General features: G+C 48.1%; 16 protein-coding genes and 1 tRNA gene. 10 read left to right on the plus strand and 7 right to left on the minus strand.

Annotated features, from left to right (window positions below; all coding sequences use genetic code 11):
- Positions 1-49: 49 nt before the first annotated feature.
- On the minus strand, positions 50-2,314 hold the full coding sequence (nrdA, locus tag AC0L4K_RS13995; protein WP_473266757.1) for a class 1a ribonucleoside-diphosphate reductase subunit alpha: 2,265 nt from the start codon (positions 2,312-2,314) through the stop codon (positions 50-52).
- 442 nt (positions 2,315-2,756) lie between these two features.
- On the opposite strand from nrdA, the gene AC0L4K_RS14000 reads away from it, so the two are divergent.
- The 6 genes from AC0L4K_RS14000 to AC0L4K_RS14025 all read left to right on the plus strand — a co-directional run bounded on the left by AC0L4K_RS14000 (position 2,757) and on the right by AC0L4K_RS14025 (position 6,299).
- Positions 2,757-2,840, plus strand: a tRNA-Tyr gene (locus tag AC0L4K_RS14000).
- A gap of 778 nt (positions 2,841-3,618) precedes the next feature.
- On the plus strand, positions 3,619-3,861 hold the full coding sequence (locus AC0L4K_RS14005) for a TIGR02647 family protein (protein ID WP_417226344.1): 243 nt from the start codon (positions 3,619-3,621) through the stop codon (positions 3,859-3,861).
- 7 nt (positions 3,862-3,868) lie between these two features.
- Positions 3,869-4,531: a TIGR02466 family protein gene (locus AC0L4K_RS14010; RefSeq protein ID WP_473266759.1), complete on the plus strand. Its 663-nt coding sequence runs from the start codon at positions 3,869-3,871 to the stop codon at positions 4,529-4,531.
- A gap of 16 nt (positions 4,532-4,547) precedes the next feature.
- Entirely contained in the window at positions 4,548-5,189 is a 642-nt protein-coding gene (locus AC0L4K_RS14015) for an SGNH/GDSL hydrolase family protein (protein ID WP_473266761.1), read from the plus strand.
- Between the two features lie 66 nt (positions 5,190-5,255).
- The gene (locus AC0L4K_RS14020) at positions 5,256-5,765 is read left to right on the plus strand and encodes a disulfide bond formation protein B (RefSeq protein ID WP_473266763.1); all 510 of its coding nucleotides are present in this window, start codon (positions 5,256-5,258) and stop codon (positions 5,763-5,765) included.
- 333 nt (positions 5,766-6,098) lie between these two features.
- The gene (locus tag AC0L4K_RS14025; RefSeq protein ID WP_417226352.1) at positions 6,099-6,299 is read left to right on the plus strand and encodes a DUF2788 domain-containing protein; all 201 of its coding nucleotides are present in this window, start codon (positions 6,099-6,101) and stop codon (positions 6,297-6,299) included.
- A gap of 62 nt (positions 6,300-6,361) precedes the next feature.
- Here the strand turns inward: AC0L4K_RS14025 and AC0L4K_RS14030 are convergent, their stop codons facing one another.
- Positions 6,362-6,862, minus strand: coding sequence for a HugZ family pyridoxamine 5'-phosphate oxidase (locus AC0L4K_RS14030; protein ID WP_473266764.1), 501 nt, complete (start codon positions 6,860-6,862; stop codon positions 6,362-6,364).
- A 113-nt stretch (positions 6,863-6,975) separates the two neighbouring features.
- Between AC0L4K_RS14030 and kdsA the strand changes: the two genes are divergently transcribed.
- The 3 genes from kdsA to AC0L4K_RS14045 all read left to right on the plus strand — a co-directional run bounded on the left by kdsA (position 6,976) and on the right by AC0L4K_RS14045 (position 11,387).
- A complete protein-coding gene (gene kdsA, locus AC0L4K_RS14035) occupies positions 6,976-7,821 on the plus strand; it encodes a 3-deoxy-8-phosphooctulonate synthase (RefSeq protein WP_417226356.1) in 846 nt (281 codons plus the stop codon).
- Positions 7,822-7,976: 155 nt separating this feature from the next.
- The gene (locus AC0L4K_RS14040) at positions 7,977-9,971 is read left to right on the plus strand and encodes an SUMF1/EgtB/PvdO family nonheme iron enzyme (RefSeq protein ID WP_473266765.1); all 1,995 of its coding nucleotides are present in this window, start codon (positions 7,977-7,979) and stop codon (positions 9,969-9,971) included.
- A gap of 3 nt (positions 9,972-9,974) precedes the next feature.
- Positions 9,975-11,387 carry a DUF4139 domain-containing protein gene (locus AC0L4K_RS14045; protein WP_473266767.1) on the plus strand — a complete coding sequence of 471 codons (1,413 nt, stop codon included), beginning with the start codon at positions 9,975-9,977 and terminating at the stop codon, positions 11,385-11,387.
- Between the two features lie 131 nt (positions 11,388-11,518).
- Here AC0L4K_RS14045 and AC0L4K_RS14050 read toward each other — a convergent pair whose 3' ends face one another.
- Complete coding sequence (locus tag AC0L4K_RS14050) at positions 11,519-11,992, minus strand: tetratricopeptide repeat protein (protein ID WP_473266768.1); 474 nt, start codon at positions 11,990-11,992, stop codon at positions 11,519-11,521.
- Between the two features lie 362 nt (positions 11,993-12,354).
- Here AC0L4K_RS14050 and cysK point away from each other — a divergent pair, with 362 nt between their 5' ends.
- Positions 12,355-13,323 (plus strand): cysteine synthase A, encoded by a 969-nt coding sequence (cysK, locus tag AC0L4K_RS14055; RefSeq protein WP_417226364.1) that lies wholly within the window; start codon positions 12,355-12,357, stop codon positions 13,321-13,323.
- Positions 13,324-13,407: 84 nt separating this feature from the next.
- Here the strand turns inward: cysK and AC0L4K_RS14060 are convergent, their stop codons facing one another.
- The 4 genes from AC0L4K_RS14060 to AC0L4K_RS14075 form a co-directional block, all read right to left on the minus strand.
- Entirely contained in the window at positions 13,408-13,605 is a 198-nt protein-coding gene (locus tag AC0L4K_RS14060) for a hypothetical protein (RefSeq protein WP_417226365.1), read from the minus strand.
- Between the two features lie 200 nt (positions 13,606-13,805).
- A complete protein-coding gene (locus AC0L4K_RS14065; protein WP_473266770.1) occupies positions 13,806-14,729 on the minus strand; it encodes a Dyp-type peroxidase in 924 nt (307 codons plus the stop codon).
- 118 nt (positions 14,730-14,847) lie between these two features.
- The gene (locus tag AC0L4K_RS14070; RefSeq protein WP_417226369.1) at positions 14,848-15,228 is read right to left on the minus strand and encodes an MmcQ/YjbR family DNA-binding protein; all 381 of its coding nucleotides are present in this window, start codon (positions 15,226-15,228) and stop codon (positions 14,848-14,850) included.
- A gap of 10 nt (positions 15,229-15,238) precedes the next feature.
- Entirely contained in the window at positions 15,239-16,096 is an 858-nt protein-coding gene (locus tag AC0L4K_RS14075; RefSeq protein WP_473266771.1) for a sulfurtransferase, read from the minus strand.
- Positions 16,097-16,098 lie beyond the last annotated feature (2 nt).

Genomic DNA, 16,098 nt, shown 5'->3' on the forward strand with positions numbered 1-16,098 from the left:
GGCGGATAACCACCGGGCCTGAAATTGATTAACGTGGAGCCTTACAAGCCTATAGCTTGCAAGCACCACTGTCACAACCGGTCATATCATCATGTTGGTCGGTCGCACCATCACGGGTGTTATGGTAGTAGAGAGTTTTAACACCGTATTTATAAGCGGTTAACAGATCTTGAAGTAACCGTTTCATCGGCACTTTTTCGCCCGGAAACTTAGCAGGATCGTAGTTAGTATTTGCCGAAATAGACTGATCGACAAACTTTTGCATAATGCCTACCAGCTGCAGATAACCTTCGTTATTAGGAATTTGCCACAGAAGTTCGTAATCATCTTTCAGCTCGGCATATTCCGGCACAACCTGCTTCATCACACCATCTTTACTGGCTTTCACACTCACATAACCACGTGGCGGTTCAATACCGTTGGTTGAGTTAGTGATTTGAGAAGAGGTTTCGCAAGGCATCAAGGCGGTCAAGGTACTATTACGCAGGCCAAATTCGCGGATATCTTCACGCAGCGTTTCCCAGAAGTAGTGCAATGGTTCATCACAGAACTCATCAACTTCGCGCTTATAAGTATCGGTCGGCAAGATCCCTTTAGCGTAATTAGTCTCGTGGAATAACTTACAAGGCCCCTGCTCTTTCGCTAACTGATTCGATGCCTTCAACAGGTAATACTGCACAGCTTCAAATGTCTTATGTACCAAACCGTTAGCCGAACCATCAGAGTAACGAACCCCATTTTTAGCGAGGTAGTAAGCAAAGTTAGTAACACCTACGCCTAGCGTACGACGATTCATCGAGGCAATTTTAGCCGCCTTGATCGGGTAGTCCTGATAATCCAGCAGACTATCCAGTGCCCGCACAATCAGATCGGCTAGATTTTCCAATTCATCCAGATTATCCAAAGCGCCAAGGTTAAAGGCAGACAGTGTACACAGGGCGATCTCGCCCTCTGGGTCATTAATATCGTTCAACGGTTTCGTTGGCAACGCAATTTCAAGACAGAGGTTAGACTGCTTAACGGGCGCAACCTTGGCATCAAATGGGCTGTGGGTATTACAGTGATCCACGTTCTGAATATAGATGCGACCGGTAGAGGCGCGTTCTGATGCCAGAATACCAAACAGCTCAATCGCTTTAATGGTCTTCTTACGAATAGATTCATCCTGCTCATACTTCACATACAGACGTTCAAACTCGGCCTGATCGGCAAAGAAGGCATCGTAGAGCCCTGGCACTTCATGGGGACTAAAGAGGGTGATATCGCCCCCCTTAATCAAGCGGGTATACATTAGCTTGTTTAGCTGCACACCATAATCTAGGTGACGCACCCGGTTCTCTTCTACACCCCGGTTGTTTTTCAACACCAGCAGGGATTCAACTTCGAGATGCCAAAGCGGGTAAAACAGCGTTGCCGCACCACCACGAACACCACCCTGTGAACAGGATTTTACCGCCGTTTGGAAATACTTATAAAAAGGAATACAACCGGTGTGGAATGCTTCACCACCACGGATAGGGCTACCGAGTGCACGAATACGGCCGGCGTTGATACCGATCCCAGCCCGCTGGCTAACATACTTAACAATCGCACTGGCAGTGGCATTAATCGAATCGAGTGAGTCACCGGATTCGATCAGCACACAAGAACTGAACTGACGAGTAGGAGTACGCACCCCAGCCATAATCGGCGTTGGCAACGACAGTTTAAACAGTGAGCAGGCATCATAGAAACGACGCACATACTCTAACCGAGTATCTTTCGGATAGTTAGCAAACAGGCAAGCGGCCACCAGCATATAAAGGATCTGAGGGCTCTCATAGATTTCATGGGTGACCCGGTTCTGAACCAGATACTTACCTTCCAGCTGTTTAACGGCAACATAGCTGAAGTTCATATCCCGACCATGATCGAGGTATTCGTTAAGCAAATTAAATTCTGCTTCGCTGTAATCTTCTAATAAGTGCTTATCATAACGACCGGCATCCACCATCTTAGCCACATGGGTTAAAAGGTGGGGAGGCTCAAAACTATCAAAGGCACGCTTACGCAAATGGAAGATAGCCAGACGGGCAGCCAGATACTGATAATCAGGCGCATCCTCTGAGATAAGGTCTGCCGCTGACTTAATCAGGGTTTCATGGATATCAGCGGTTTTAATACCATCGTAAAACTGAATGTGAGCTTTGAGTTCTACTTGTGAAACTGAGACATTCTGCAGGCCATGAGCGGCCCAGATAACGACTCGGTGAATTTTTTCAAGGTCTAGAGTTTCCTGTCGACCATCCCGCTTCGTTACCAATATGTCTTGCATTTCGCGTTCCCAAGTATGAAAAAATAACGTTTACGAAGGCTTCTTAACTGAACCTTTTCGAGTGGCCGGATACGAATAAAGACAGATATACATGTCGAATTTTCCGATCTCCTCAACACCCTACCCAAATCTTGTGTTGATTCCGCCTGTGTCACACTACATGTTGTGCGCACCTAAATAGCAGGCACTAAATATAGTGATAAACAACAAAATTACAACTCTTGATTTTGGCCTTTTATGGGTGTAGTCGACCCGTAAAAATAGGTCAAAAGCCCGTGCCATCGGCATTGTAGAAAACAGCCCTAAAATAAGAAAAATTTTAATTAAAAAGCACATGTTGATTAATTCTAATAATCACAGAAAAGACCTTAGCTAATCTAAAAAAGAATCATCTTTTCGCTTTACAGCAGCGCCACAAATCAATAGTATACGCGCTCTCTGTGGTGGGGTTCCCGAGTGGCCAAAGGGATCAGACTGTAAATCTGACGCGCGAGCTTCGGTGGTTCGAATCCACCCCCCACCACCATCTCATTAAAAATAAATTAGCCTCGTTTATAGCGAGGCTTTTTTATGTCTGCGATTTATGAGAATTAGGGGGTGGGTGAGAGCCGCCGATGTGGTTCGAGCCGAAGTGAGCTTGCGAACGAAGACAACGTTGCGCGCTCTTTGCGCAACGGCCCGAAGGGGAATAATCCCCCCACCACCATCTCATTAAAAATAAATTAGCCTCGTTTATAACGAGGCTTTTTATGTCTAGGATTTATGAGAATTAGGGGATGGGTGAGAGCCGCCGATGTGGTTCAAGTCGAAGTGAGCTTGCGAACGCAGACAACGTTGCACGCTCTTTGTGCAACGGCCCTAAGGGGAATAATCCACCCACCACCATCTCATTAAAAATAAATCAGCCTCGTTTATAGCGAGGCTTCTTTATGTCTGCGATTTATGAGAATTGGTATGGGTGAGAGTCGAACGCAACGAGACAACATTGACGCTTGCGGCAATGGCCCTGCAAGGGTGAGCGATGCTCAGCGAATAATCGCCGATGTGGTTCGAGCGAAGTGAGCTTGCGAACGAAGACAACGTTGCGCGCTCTTTGCGCAACGGCCCGAAAATAACCTGGTGATTTTTCGATCAAGACAACACAAGCCAATCGCAACAAAATTTACCGCGATTCAAGACGCAACCCCTTCCCTAAAACAACACCTCAAATCAATATCTGACAGATTAATTAGCTCTCCCTCTGTACCTCACCGTTATCCTGTGCCAATGTGTGGGAAAAATGTAATAGCACGGAGACTTACATAATGCCTTATACAAACGATATTTTGGAAGAAGTTAACATGCTCATTCGCTTTAGCCAAAGCAGTGATCATCAGGGCCTCAAAGTGCATCACGACGTTGCCGCACCCGCATTAGTGGAAGCGACTCAGCGTCTGTTTGATAAAAAGCTGATCACGCTATTTGATGGTGGCTACCTGACCCCCCTCGGCCATGAAGCAGCAGATCATGCACATGCACTCATGAACATTCTTAATACAGCTGAATAAGACCACTATGCATCAACCGGATGTCCTTATCGAAGATATCAGTGTCTGGGAAACCCAGATGTTTACTGTGCAGAACCCATTACACAGTGATATCCGTGCCCCGCTGCTAGAACTTATCTACCACTTGCGGGATAACCAACAACAGGCGATAGAGAGCGAGGTTGCACCCACGGCAAAACACGCTCTTTATGAAAGCACCCTCGACCTGTTACAGCGTCCAGATGAGGTAATTTCAGAGCTGCGCGAGTTTATTGAAGCAATGCTCGTGACTGTTGCCAGCGCTGTTAATGAACCCTTCTGGCCTGAAGGCGCTCAGGCTAGAGCCGACATTGTCGAATCTTGGTTTCATATTACCGAGGATGGTGGCTACCACGACACCCACGCACACCCTAACTGTTCTTGGTGTGGTATCTATTATATCGACGCCGGAGAGTGTGATATCAATAGCCGCAATGGTATCAACCGTTTTTATGATCCGCGCCACGGTGCAGACCAATACCTTGATGCAGGTACCGCTTATCTCAACGGCACTGGCAGTTGGGATTTTTCACCAATTGAAGGCCAAGTGGTTATTTTCCCCTCCTACCTCAAACATGCCGCAATGCCCTATTTCGGCCAGAAAGATCGTGTGATTATCGCCTTTAATAGCCAGATACACTTTCAGGAATAAACTCGAGGAGCCCCCAATGAAGCAGATTCTGGTGTACGCCGATTCACTCAGCTGGGGGATTATTCCTGATACGCGTCATCGGTTCGACTTTTCACAACGCTGGCCCGGTAAACTCGAACAACGCCTCAATGATCAACATCAGCCAGTCCGTGTTATCGAAGATTGCCTCAACGGGCGCCGAACGGTACTCGAGGATCCATTCAAACCCGGGCGCAATGGTGCCGCCGGTATACAACAAACAATCGAAATAAACACCCCACTCGCATTAGTCATTATCATGCTCGGTAATAATGACTTTCAGAGCCCTCATACCTTTACCGCAGCCGAGGCCGCCCAAGGGGTTGCCACGCTGGTGCAGAATATTCGTCAAGCTCCGATAGAGCCCGGCATGCCAATAGCAGATATTTTAATCTTAGCGCCACCGCCCATTATCCAACCCAAAGGGAGCATCGCAGCTAAATTCAACGGCGCCGAGCACAAATGGGTTGGGTTTAATGACGCGTTACAACAGGTCGCAGCAACGCATAACTGTGATTTTTTTGATACCGGCAGCGTTATTAGCGCGAGCCTTAAGGATGGAATTCACCTCGATCTGGAACAACATCAACAACTGGCGCTATCGCTGCAATCGGTTGTCGAGGTAATATTAAACCGCTAGCTGAACTTCTTTTATAATCTAGCATCAGACCAATAATCTCTCACTTTTTTATGAACAGGATTTTCAATGCTCAACGCTCTCAGCTGTTTTGTACGCAGCCAATGGTACTGGCTAGCCATGATTTTTGGCGGGCTCATCATGGAGGCTGTCGCACTCTATTTCCAATACGGCCTAAACTACGGTCCCTGTGTTCTGTGCATCCATATCCGCATCTGGGTCATGGCCTTTATTATCCTCGGTATTGCGGGGCTACTGTGCCATAAGCGCCGCCCTCTAAGCCTGCTGATTAGCCTGCTAACTGTCATCGTAGCGATAGGCTTCACTGAACGTTCTTGGATGACCTTTGCCATTGAACGCAACCTGATTGATGGCAGTTGCTCCATGGGCTCGGGCTTGCCCGACTGGTTCGCCCTGGATAAATGGTTCCCCGCCATTTTTGAACCCTGGGAACTCTGCGGCTGGACTCCAGAATTACTATTCGGCATCACCATGGCTGAAGCACTAATGGTGGTTGGCCCATTCGCCATTATTGCCACCCTTTTCACTACCTATACCTTATACAAAAAATCAGTCTAACCGGTTGTTGTGCCAACCTAGGCAATAAACCGCGCCGATGAATAACCCACCACGGGGTTATTCATCAGCACTAATCATATTTATTGGATACCCTAAGCCTGCCTGCCATTATGCGAGGAGGTCTGTACGGTAACACAGCAAACACGCATGATGTGTAGTCTGGGCATAAGGCGTTATTTTTTAGCGCTACATCGCTCACTAACAACGGCACGCATAAGCTTAGAGCGAATATATCCAGTCAATCGAACGTTTTTGTACCCATACGATTGCACTCTGCCGGCCTGAATCGGTAGAATCCGGGGCCTTTCTCATTTATCACACAAGGATTTCAGCGTGCGCCTGGCAGAAATTGAAGCGATCTCTCTCAACGTCGGCATCACCATCTTTGCCGCTTACATCTTTTTTATCATCTATGATCTCGCCAAAAAATCGAATGCTGGTAAGTTTGGCACCATCGTGCTGTTCTTTGCATTAGGGCTAGGGCTGGCGGCCTTTTTGGTCAAAACGGTGATTATCTACATGATGGAAGGCTAAAACGATGCCAACCTAAAGCACCCACACCGGCTTATCGAAGCCCCACCAACGAGCCCTTATTGTCAGGGTTGTTTGGCCGTGATCGGTTGTAATTGAAAGCCGGGCAGCTGGACGTTAAATGCCCGACCAAAGCCGATAACTAAACGTCCTTTTAGTGGTTTCAAGCGAAATAACATAAAGTCTGGCAAGCTGCGTAATAGATCTACGGTGGCGCCATGCCTGTGCCGATACCGCTGCATTATCGGTTCATACTCGGGCGCAGTAACCTCGACTACATCAGCGCGACAGTGCAGCGCTAGCCGGTTTCGGGCAAACTGATTACGACTTTGAGCTTCATCCTCAATCAACATAACCCCCACTGCCGATGAATCTATTAAATTTTGTGTATGGCCAGCCAACTGACTAATAAAGATATACAGCTCATCCTCAAACAAAATAAAGGGTGCATAACTGGCTTCTGGTCCGGCCTCCCCCTGCGTAGCCAGCTGGACACTGTAACTCGATTCAAGCAAACGCTTTAACCACTCAAACGCCTCATCGTTCAGCCCCGCTGACTGCGCCATACGCGCCTCCATTAATTATCTGTTTAAACCTACTGACTATAAATATACCCTACAATCAGAGCAGATTGACGTATAATCAAACCCGTATAAAAAACTGATCAGGATTTGTAAATATGCAACAGAAAGTGGTTAAAGCCGGGGATATTTCAATCTCAAACGAGATGCCGATGGTTCTGTTTGGCGGCATGAATGTATTGGAATCAAGAGATCTAGCGATGCAGATCGCAGAACATTATGTTGAAGTCACCCGTCGGCTCAACATCCCCTATGTATTTAAAGCCTCTTTCGACAAAGCTAATCGCTCATCACTGACCTCTTTTCGCGGGCCTGGCCTAGACGAAGGTCTGAAAATCCTACAGGAGATTAAAGAGACCTTTAATGTTCCTTTGATCACCGATGTTCACGAACCCCATCAAGCGGCTCCGGTAGCCGAAGTCTGCGATATTATTCAACTGCCCGCCTTTCTATCCCGTCAAACCGATCTAGTGCAGGCCATGGCGGAAACCGGCGCAGTGATTAATATCAAAAAAGCTCAATTTCTTGCACCACAAGAGATGCGTCACATCCTTAACAAATGTGAAGAGGCCGGCAACAGTAACCTGATTCTGTGTGAACGCGGCAGCAGCTTTGGCTATAACAATCTGGTCGTAGATATGCTCGGCTTTTCTATTATGAAAGAGATGGGGTATCCCATCATGTTTGACGCCACCCATGCATTGCAAATGCCCGGTGGTCGCAGTGACTCCGCCGATGGCCGACGAGCACTGGTCGCGCAGCTTTCCCGAGCCGGCTTAGCCCAAGGGATTGCGGGTCTATTTTTAGAAGCCCACCCTGATCCAACTAAGGCTAAGTGCGATGGCCCCTGCGCCTTGCCATTAGACAAACTAGAGCCTTATCTCGCTCAAATGAAAGCCGTTGATGAACTGATCAAAAGCTTCCCACCGCTGGTTACTGAGTAATCAATAAGGCGGCCCTTTCAGGGCCGCTCAATCCGTTACCTAGGCAAACCGCCAACCCGTTCCTTGTATCTAAATGACAATGACACTTAACTCTTTGTTAGTCATACTCTATTATCGAATAAAACCGCGAGGATTCTCGATTACGGGTGCATGCAATGGCGACTTCACTAGAACCGATTTACGACGGACTCAAACCGGATCAGATCATTGGCCCGGATCATCATCAGTTCAAACTGACCAGCCTGTTACAACCTAACCGGTTTGGCCAACTTTGGTATGCAGAAGATCTATCCACCAGCCGTTCAGTGCCTGTCACACTGCAGATCTTCGACCCCTCGTTATTGAAACATCAGGGTTTTATCGACTCAGCACAAAAGCATATCGTCCTCAGTAAAAAATTCAGACACCCACATCTGGCAGAATATTACGGTATGTTCCGTCATAAAGGGGTGCTGCTATTTTTTGCCATGGAACTGATGGATGGCCTGACACTGGATAAATTGATTAACAGTGGCCAGATTAGCAAACTCAAAGATAATCAAAAGAAAGGCCTGTTACAGCAACTAGCAACCGCGATTGATAATGCCCACGCAGGGGCCGGACAGGCACACAAAGCAATCTGCCCTGAGTCGATCTTTATCAACAAGCAAGGTGGGGTAAAGCTGGCCAATTTTGCCTTTGATGAAGCGATGATCACTACCGGTGAAATGAGCAACACCCCCTCCTCTCATTTAGCCTATCAAGCACCCGAGTCATTTCATCCGACGCCGGTCACAATGAAAGCGGATATTTACGCTTTTGCTTGCATCGCCTATCAACTACTCAGTGGTAAAGCGCCCTTTCTCGTCAGTGATGATGAATCCATTCGGGTACGTAAAGAGCTTAAAAAACCGACCTCCCTCAATGCAGAACAGTGGGCCCTGTTACAAACAGGCTTAACTACCGATCCTGAGAACCGCCCTAGTCAGGCAGGTACATTACTCAAACAGATTCTCGATGCCGCCGACAAACCCAAAGAAGAAGACAATGATGACGAGGAAGCCCCCGCTCCACTGCTAGAACCTGAGGAAAGCAAAGGCCGCCGATGGCGTTTAAGCATGCCCCGTTGGGCAGTGCCTGTTCTCATTTTCGGGTTCGGCTTTTTATTGGGTTTCAGCATCGCCTTCTTTTTAGGCCTTAACAACACCCATAAAGTCGAGCTAGCACTGAATCAAACCCAAGCAGCATTACAGAAAGTCCAAACCGATATTGCCGACCTGCAAAGCACCCTGCGTGTTGAACGGGAACAGCGCTCCCTCGAAACCGATGCCCTTCAAGCAGAACTCAATGAGAAAATCAATGAAGTTAACAGTCTGCATAAAGAGCTATTGAGCGTAAAATTTTCCGACCCGGATAAGCTAACCGTCTTCACCGATCAGTTAGAAGATGGATTTAAAGGCCCGCAGATGATCATTATCCCCCGAGGTAGTTTTACCATGGGTGATCAAAAATTGGTGGGGGATGATAATGAACTACCCGCACATAAGGTGACCATCAGCCACCGGTTCGCCCTCGCACGCAATGAAGTTACCTTTAATGATTACGATTACTATGCTCGATCAATGGGGCGCCCGCTGCCCGACGATGAAGGTTGGGGACGTGGTAACCGCCCAGTGATCAATGTCAGTTGGAAAGATGCCAAAGCCTATGTGCAGTGGCTGGCCCTGTTAACGGGACAACCTTACCGCCTGCCAACTGAAGCCGAATGGGAGTATGTCGCGAGGGCCAATACCGACACCAACTACTGGTGGGGTGACAAATTAGAACCGCAGCGTGCTGTGTGTGGCGAGTGTGGCACCGAATGGGATGGTAAAAAAACCGCACCGGTGGCGTCCTTCCCACCCAATTCATGGGGCATTCATGATATGAACGGTAATGTCGACGAATGGGTCGAGGACTGCTATCAAGATTCCTATTTTGGCGCCCCGGATGACGGCTCAGCCATGATCGATGGTGAGTGTAATTTCCGAGTGATGCGCGGCGGCTCCTGGTTTGATATTGGCAGAGTGATCCGTTCATCCAGCCGCTATCGTTATTTACCGGAAAGCAGCAAAAATAGCTGGGGGTTCCGCATCGCTCTCGACCTGCCTAACAATACAACTGAGGAATAGTTGATGTTTAACCAAACACACGTTAGTGCGGGAGTGGTCGCCACACTGACCCTAAGCACACTATTAACCCAAGCCACAGCCGCTCCCTTGACGGTTGATGCGCAAAAACAGCAGGATCTATCGATCACGCTATACAACCAAAACCTCGGACTGGTCAGGGACGTGCGCGCGTTGCCCCCGATTAATGAGGGCCAAATACTCTATATCCGGGATGTTAGCCACCAGATCATGGGGCAAACCCTACAGGTTGAAAATGCCGGTAAGATTCTCGAACAGAACCTCAATAATCATCTAATCTCAGTACCGGCGCTGCTAAACGCCTATAGCGGTAAAATGATTCAATTAGCACGTTTTAACAGCGTTACCGGCACCGAAACCGTCAGCGCCGCACGTCTGTTAAGTGCCGATGGCAACCAAGCGCTGATCGAACAAAACGGTCATATCGAAACCTTGCCGGTTAACCAACAGGGCTGGCGCTTTATTTTCCCTACCCTACCTGAAGGAATGCAGGCTCGCCCAAGCCTAGAGATTCGTTCCGCAGGCACCACCAAAGCAAGCGATGCCGTGCTGACCTACTTGACCCAGGGGCTAAGCTGGCAGATGGATTATGCACTGATACTCAACAGCACCGGGGACCGACTTAAACTTGATGGCCTTGCTACCCTCAATAACCATACCGGGGTCGATTTTCGCAATACGAAAGTTCTCTTGATGGCAGGCCAAGTTAATCAGACTCAAGCGCCGATGATACGACAAAAAACGGTGATGCTGATGGCCGAATCAATGGCCGATAGCGGCGCACCACAATCTTTTCAAGATTATCAGTTATATCGCTTGCCACAACGCGCCAGCCTACTGAATGGACAAACCAAGCAGGTCAGTTTAATCAGTGCTGATCATGTGAAAGCGAGCAAAAGTTATCACTATCAATTTCAAGTATCCCCATCCTTGGATCGTCAGATCCTTGAGCAGAAACCAGATATCAATATTAGCTTTCTAAATACCCAAAAAGAGGGATTAGGATTTCCTCTTCCTGCGGGCACCGCTCGCGTGTTTAGTCCCGATGCTGACGGGGCACGCCACTTTATTGGCAGTGCCGCCATCGCCAACAGCAGCCAAGGGCAAAAGATTGATCTGCCGATTGGCAAGGCTTTTGATCTAAGTATTAAGCAACAACAAACCCAGTTTAAAAAAACCTATGATAGTTACCTCACCGGTTACCAACTGGCAATCAGTAACAGCAGCGACCAAGCTAAAACCATTGAGATTACCGCGAACTTTCATTATGACTGGAAGGTGAACGAGAGTAATCACCCCTATGACCGCGTTAATGCTAGCCAGTTACGTTGGCAGATCGACGTCCCGGCTGATAGCCAAACGTCCCTCACATTTACCACCGAACTGAAAAAACCTTAAAGCCGATAACCTGAGCCATATCAACAAAACCCTACCGCGATCCGATAGTCTGCCGGATCGCGGTCAATGATGATTAGCATAATACTGTGCCCCAGAGCGTGACCGGCCATAGAGCAAACACCGAATGGTTACTAAGCGCTTCCCGTCTCCAGTTTCTTCAACCACTGAGCCGCTTCAGCGCCTGACTCAGCCTGTTCCAGCTGACCGTGAGTGAAGATATCCACCATGCGCTTAATCGCCAAGACATGACCGCTCTGCGCCGCCTGACGATAATATTTAACCGCTTTAATCGGATCAACGGGATAGGTTTGATAACCCTCTTCAAACACTTTGGCTAACTGATAGGCCGCTTTGCTATCGCCTTTGTCGGCCGCTCGCTCGAGATAGATCAGCCCCTGTATCCGATTGGTCATGCCCTCACCTCGGAAAAACAGTAAATGGCCATAAACCGATAAAGCGCGCACGCTGCCATAATCGGCGGCATAGCGAAACAGCTTCATCACTAACTGGTGTTTTGCGCGGGAGCGTTTCATAAATCGCAAATGGAATAGGCGGAAAGCGACCCACCCCAGCAGTGGAGCAATCAGTGTCATCAATAAACGCATCTGAATACCTTATCTAAATACCTTAGGCGGTAGAGGATAAAAACGACACCATATCAGAATTTGCTAATATTTAAACCGATAAACTCAAAGGTTAAATGAACCGGGCATCAATTATCACCCTACCGACCTGCTGAAAAACAAAGACAACAAAGCAAGCCTAGACCCACGACAAGCCTCAATCCTTATACTTGATATATATCGATTATTGCGCTTAAATCAGTGCCAGTTTGGATATAGAAAAACATTTTTTTATTCCCTAAGGAAATAAGTTTAATCCGATTAATAATCTTTTACGTGCGGTCGACAGGCGCCTACTGACTAAGCGCTGCAGCGGCCGATGATGAGTCGTTACTGGTACCTATATGAAAATATTTGAAGATAACTCCCTGACGATCGGTGAAACCCCACTGGTCCATCTGAACCGCTTAGCTCCCGGCAAAAAAATCTATGCCAAGCTGGAAAGCCGTAACCCTGCGGGTTCAATTAAATGCCGTATTGGTGCCAACATGATCTGGGCCGCCGAAAAAGATGGTTCGCTCAAGCCGGGGATGACACTGGTCGAACCCACCTCAGGCAACACCGGTATCGCGCTAGCCTTTGTAGCAGCGTCTCGTGGTTATCAACTAAAACTCACTATGCCCTCGTCAATGAGTATCGAGCGACGTAAGTTAATGAAAGCACTCGGTGCCGAGATCGTCCTGACTGAACCGGCTAAAGGGATGAAAGGCGCCATTGATAAAGCCCAAGAGATTGTTAGCAGTGATCCGGATAAACACCTGATGCTGCAACAGTTTGAAAATCCAGCCAACCCACAGATCCATGAGCAAACCACAGGCCCGGAGATCTGGAATGATACCGATGGTCAGATCGATATTCTGGTCGCGGGCGTTGGCACCGGCGGTACCATCACCGGTATCTCTCGCTACATTAAACAGCAGCAGGGTAAAGCGATTACCAGTGTGGCCGTTGAGCCCACGGCCTCTCCGATTATTACTCAAGCGATGAACGGCGAAGAACTGAAACCTTCACCGCATAAAATTCAGGGCATTGGCGCAGGCTTCGTGCCGAAGAACCTTGACCTGTCCATCGTTGATCAGGTTGAACAGGTTAGCAACGAAGATGCCATCGAAACGGCCCGTCAATTGATGCTGAAAGAGGGTATTTTGGCCGGTATCTCTTGTGGCGCAGCCCTGAATGCTGCCCTCAAGGTTTCAGAGCAGCCGGGCAATGAAGACAAAATGATCGTGGTTATCCTGCCAGATTCAGGCGAACGCTACCTTTCAACGGTTCTTTTTGAAGGCACTTTCAGCGACAACGAAACCGTACAGTAAACCTTTTTTATCATAAAAAAACCGGGCGATTGCCCGGTTTTTTAGTGGTTATATTTAGCATTTCATCAGCTAAATAACTCCGATTTAAGACACCATTCTGCGAATTTCATCATGACTTGGGAAGGTTGGCAGATGGTCAACAAAGACCTGACCATCACTGAGTTTCTTTACCGTATACCAACGAGCCTTTCGTTCATCACCATCAAAGTGGCCATCCACTTCAAAGTTTTCACCATCAACGCCCAGCACCGCAATCGTTCTTTTTATCGCCTCATTTTGCATAGTCGGCTCCGCTTTTATCATTGCACTTTACTTTTTACAGCACGCGCATTGTGCCTATCTACGTAGACTACACTGTTTGCACTGCCACTTTTTTATCTCCAGATAATCCAGAATATTGCTATCCCTTAAGTGTAGTCTATGGAATCAATTTGACAAACCGATGACACTTTTAGGTCGATGAGGTGATATCAAAAAAAGGCTCAAGCCAACTGTTCTAACCAATCAACAGAGGGAGCGAAAAAAGCCTGCCCAGTTAATGCTTGAGTATAATCCATCAAATGATCATGGTGACCGGCATCGTCGCCCATAATCATACTTTCAAGCATTTTGGTGAAAGGCACCGGAGAACAGCCGTAAGCGATAAACATCAGCCCGCGTTGGTTAAGGTCGCCATAAGGCATACTGTGGCGTAAAATTTCAATCGAGTTGCCATCGTCATCTTTCAATGAGGTACGTTTAGTATGTGCAAAAGCGGCTTTATCGGCACTGGCATACTCAATATTATCCTCTTTGGTGCGACCAAAGATATCTTCCTGCTGTTTAACACTGATCTTATTCCAAGCTTCAAGATCGTGCTCAAAACGCTGCAGATGAATATAGCTACCACCGCTGAAGTCGGGGTCTTCATCGCCAACTACCGCCACACTGATCCGATCATCCCCTTGCGGATTTTCTGTGCCATCAACGAAACCGGTCAGATCACGCATCTCTAAATAGCGAAAACCATGCATCTCTTCTACCAATGAGGCATCCGCGCCTAAACGCTGCATCAACATGACGCTGGCTAAGTAATTAAGATCATGACGTTCAGAACGGATATGCAATAACAGATCGACTGGGGTATAAGGGGCATGAATATCCCCATTACTGAACGCAGGAAAAGCCGTCAATTGAGCCGGGCGCTCCGTTGGGCTGAGTTGATCCCAATACTCACTGCCAATGGCAACCGTGATATGTAAATCGGCATCGGGATATTGCTGTCTAAATTTAACTTCCGTGGCGGGAATTTCCGCTAGCACCTTGCGCACATGCGCCACCGCATCGGCTGAACGAACTACATTTAGAGTAATAAACTGGGCATCGCTGTTTGCCTCAGCAATAACACCTGACTGAAAGCGGGACATAGAAAACTCCATTATGTGGATAACTTTCTCTCAGTATATAAATCTATTAACTAATTGTAAGTACTGGTTTTCAATGGATGCCATAAAACATGACTATGGTATTTATCTTGGCCCAACGTTAGCGATATAAGCGTTCGGGGCCATATTGAAGCTCTAGCGGCAAACGGTCTTTACGGGGCAACCCCTTCACCACCAAACCATAAGAGCGATCGATCATCCGCTGCAACTCACCGGCAGGAATGCTGCCATCGAGTAACACCGTATTCCAATGACGTTTATTCATATGATAACCCGGCAGAACAGCACTAAAGACATCTCTTAACATCTGCGCTTCGGCCGGATCACACTTAAGATTCATACGCCCAATATCGCCATCCATAGACAGTGTGGCAAACATTTTATGACGAACTTTCATGACCGCGATATGGGGATAAAAGGGAAAGTCCTCCCAAGCCTCGGGACGACTTAACATATAGTGACGGGTAGCCTGATAATCCATCTAAGCGTATTCAGCTTCGAGGCTCGGCACCGGTTGCCACCGGCCGCTGTGGATCACGGATCCACTCACTCCAAGAACCAGGGTAAACTTTAGCGCCCACTAAACCAGCGTGTTCCATCGCTAACAGGTTATGACAGGCCGTCACCCCTGAGCCACAATAGTGAACGATCTGTTGCGGCTGATAATCACCCATAAAATGTCGCCACTCCTGCTGTAATACCGCCACCGACTTAAACAGCCCATCGGCCGTTAAGTTTTGCTGCAGTGGCCGGTTAACCGCTCCCGGAATATGTCCGGCAACCGGATCAATAGGTTCCTGCTCTCCACGATAACGCTCGGCACTACGGGCATCGATCAGCATCCCTTTCGCGGGTACATCGGCCACCTGTTGTAACGGCTCGATCATACTTAGATCAGGCACGCCGGAAAAATCGCCCGGTATCACCTCTGCAACCTGATCCGTCACTGGAAAACCTGCAGCCAACCACGCGGGATAGCCACCATCCAATACCGCTACCGCCGCATGGCCAAGCAGACGGATTAACCACCATGCACGCGCGGCCATCGCCCCACCACAATCATCATAAACCACAACCTGAGTGGTTGAATTGACACCGGCACCACGCAGTATCGCTGCTAGCGCGGTAAAATCTGGCAATGGATGACGGCCACTCTGCGCAGTAATGGGGGACGATAGCTCAGTTTCTAAGTCGATAAAAACGGCCGAAGGAATATGACCTTCCCCATAGAACCGTCGACCTTGAGCAGGGTCCATAAGCGATGAACGACAATCCAATACGACCGTTGTCATATCGTTACCATCCAGCCGATCAGCCAACGCTGATACTGATATCAGGGTAGTCAACATGG

The organism is Amphritea sp. GJ51-11, assembly GCF_055808735.1.

What these genes read in the sequence shown, in the direction of transcription:
- AC0L4K_RS14075 (WP_473266771.1), bottom strand. Translation starts at nt 16,096, where the DNA reads ATGTTGACTACCCTGATATCAGTATCAGCGTTGGCTGATCGGCTGGAT.
- AC0L4K_RS14070 (WP_417226369.1), bottom strand. Translation starts at nt 15,228, where the DNA reads ATGGATTATCAGGCTACCCGTCACTATATGTTAAGTCGTCCCGAGGCT.
- AC0L4K_RS14045 (WP_473266767.1), top strand. Translation starts at nt 9,975, where the DNA reads ATGTTTAACCAAACACACGTTAGTGCGGGAGTGGTCGCCACACTGACC.
- AC0L4K_RS14030 (WP_473266764.1), bottom strand. Translation starts at nt 6,862, where the DNA reads ATGGCGCAGTCAGCGGGGCTGAACGATGAGGCGTTTGAGTGGTTAAAG.
- AC0L4K_RS14005 (WP_417226344.1), top strand. Translation starts at nt 3,619, where the DNA reads ATGCCTTATACAAACGATATTTTGGAAGAAGTTAACATGCTCATTCGC.
- AC0L4K_RS14020 (WP_473266763.1), top strand. Translation starts at nt 5,256, where the DNA reads ATGCTCAACGCTCTCAGCTGTTTTGTACGCAGCCAATGGTACTGGCTA.
- AC0L4K_RS14040 (WP_473266765.1), top strand. Translation starts at nt 7,977, where the DNA reads ATGGCGACTTCACTAGAACCGATTTACGACGGACTCAAACCGGATCAG.
- AC0L4K_RS14050 (WP_473266768.1), bottom strand. Translation starts at nt 11,992, where the DNA reads ATGCGTTTATTGATGACACTGATTGCTCCACTGCTGGGGTGGGTCGCT.
- AC0L4K_RS14015 (WP_473266761.1), top strand. Translation starts at nt 4,548, where the DNA reads ATGAAGCAGATTCTGGTGTACGCCGATTCACTCAGCTGGGGGATTATT.
- AC0L4K_RS14065 (WP_473266770.1), bottom strand. Translation starts at nt 14,729, where the DNA reads ATGTCCCGCTTTCAGTCAGGTGTTATTGCTGAGGCAAACAGCGATGCC.
- cysK (WP_417226364.1), top strand. Translation starts at nt 12,355, where the DNA reads ATGAAAATATTTGAAGATAACTCCCTGACGATCGGTGAAACCCCACTG.
- AC0L4K_RS14060 (WP_417226365.1), bottom strand. Translation starts at nt 13,605, where the DNA reads ATGCAAAATGAGGCGATAAAAAGAACGATTGCGGTGCTGGGCGTTGAT.
- kdsA (WP_417226356.1), top strand. Translation starts at nt 6,976, where the DNA reads ATGCAACAGAAAGTGGTTAAAGCCGGGGATATTTCAATCTCAAACGAG.
- AC0L4K_RS14010 (WP_473266759.1), top strand. Translation starts at nt 3,869, where the DNA reads ATGCATCAACCGGATGTCCTTATCGAAGATATCAGTGTCTGGGAAACC.
- nrdA (WP_473266757.1), bottom strand. Translation starts at nt 2,314, where the DNA reads ATGCAAGACATATTGGTAACGAAGCGGGATGGTCGACAGGAAACTCTA.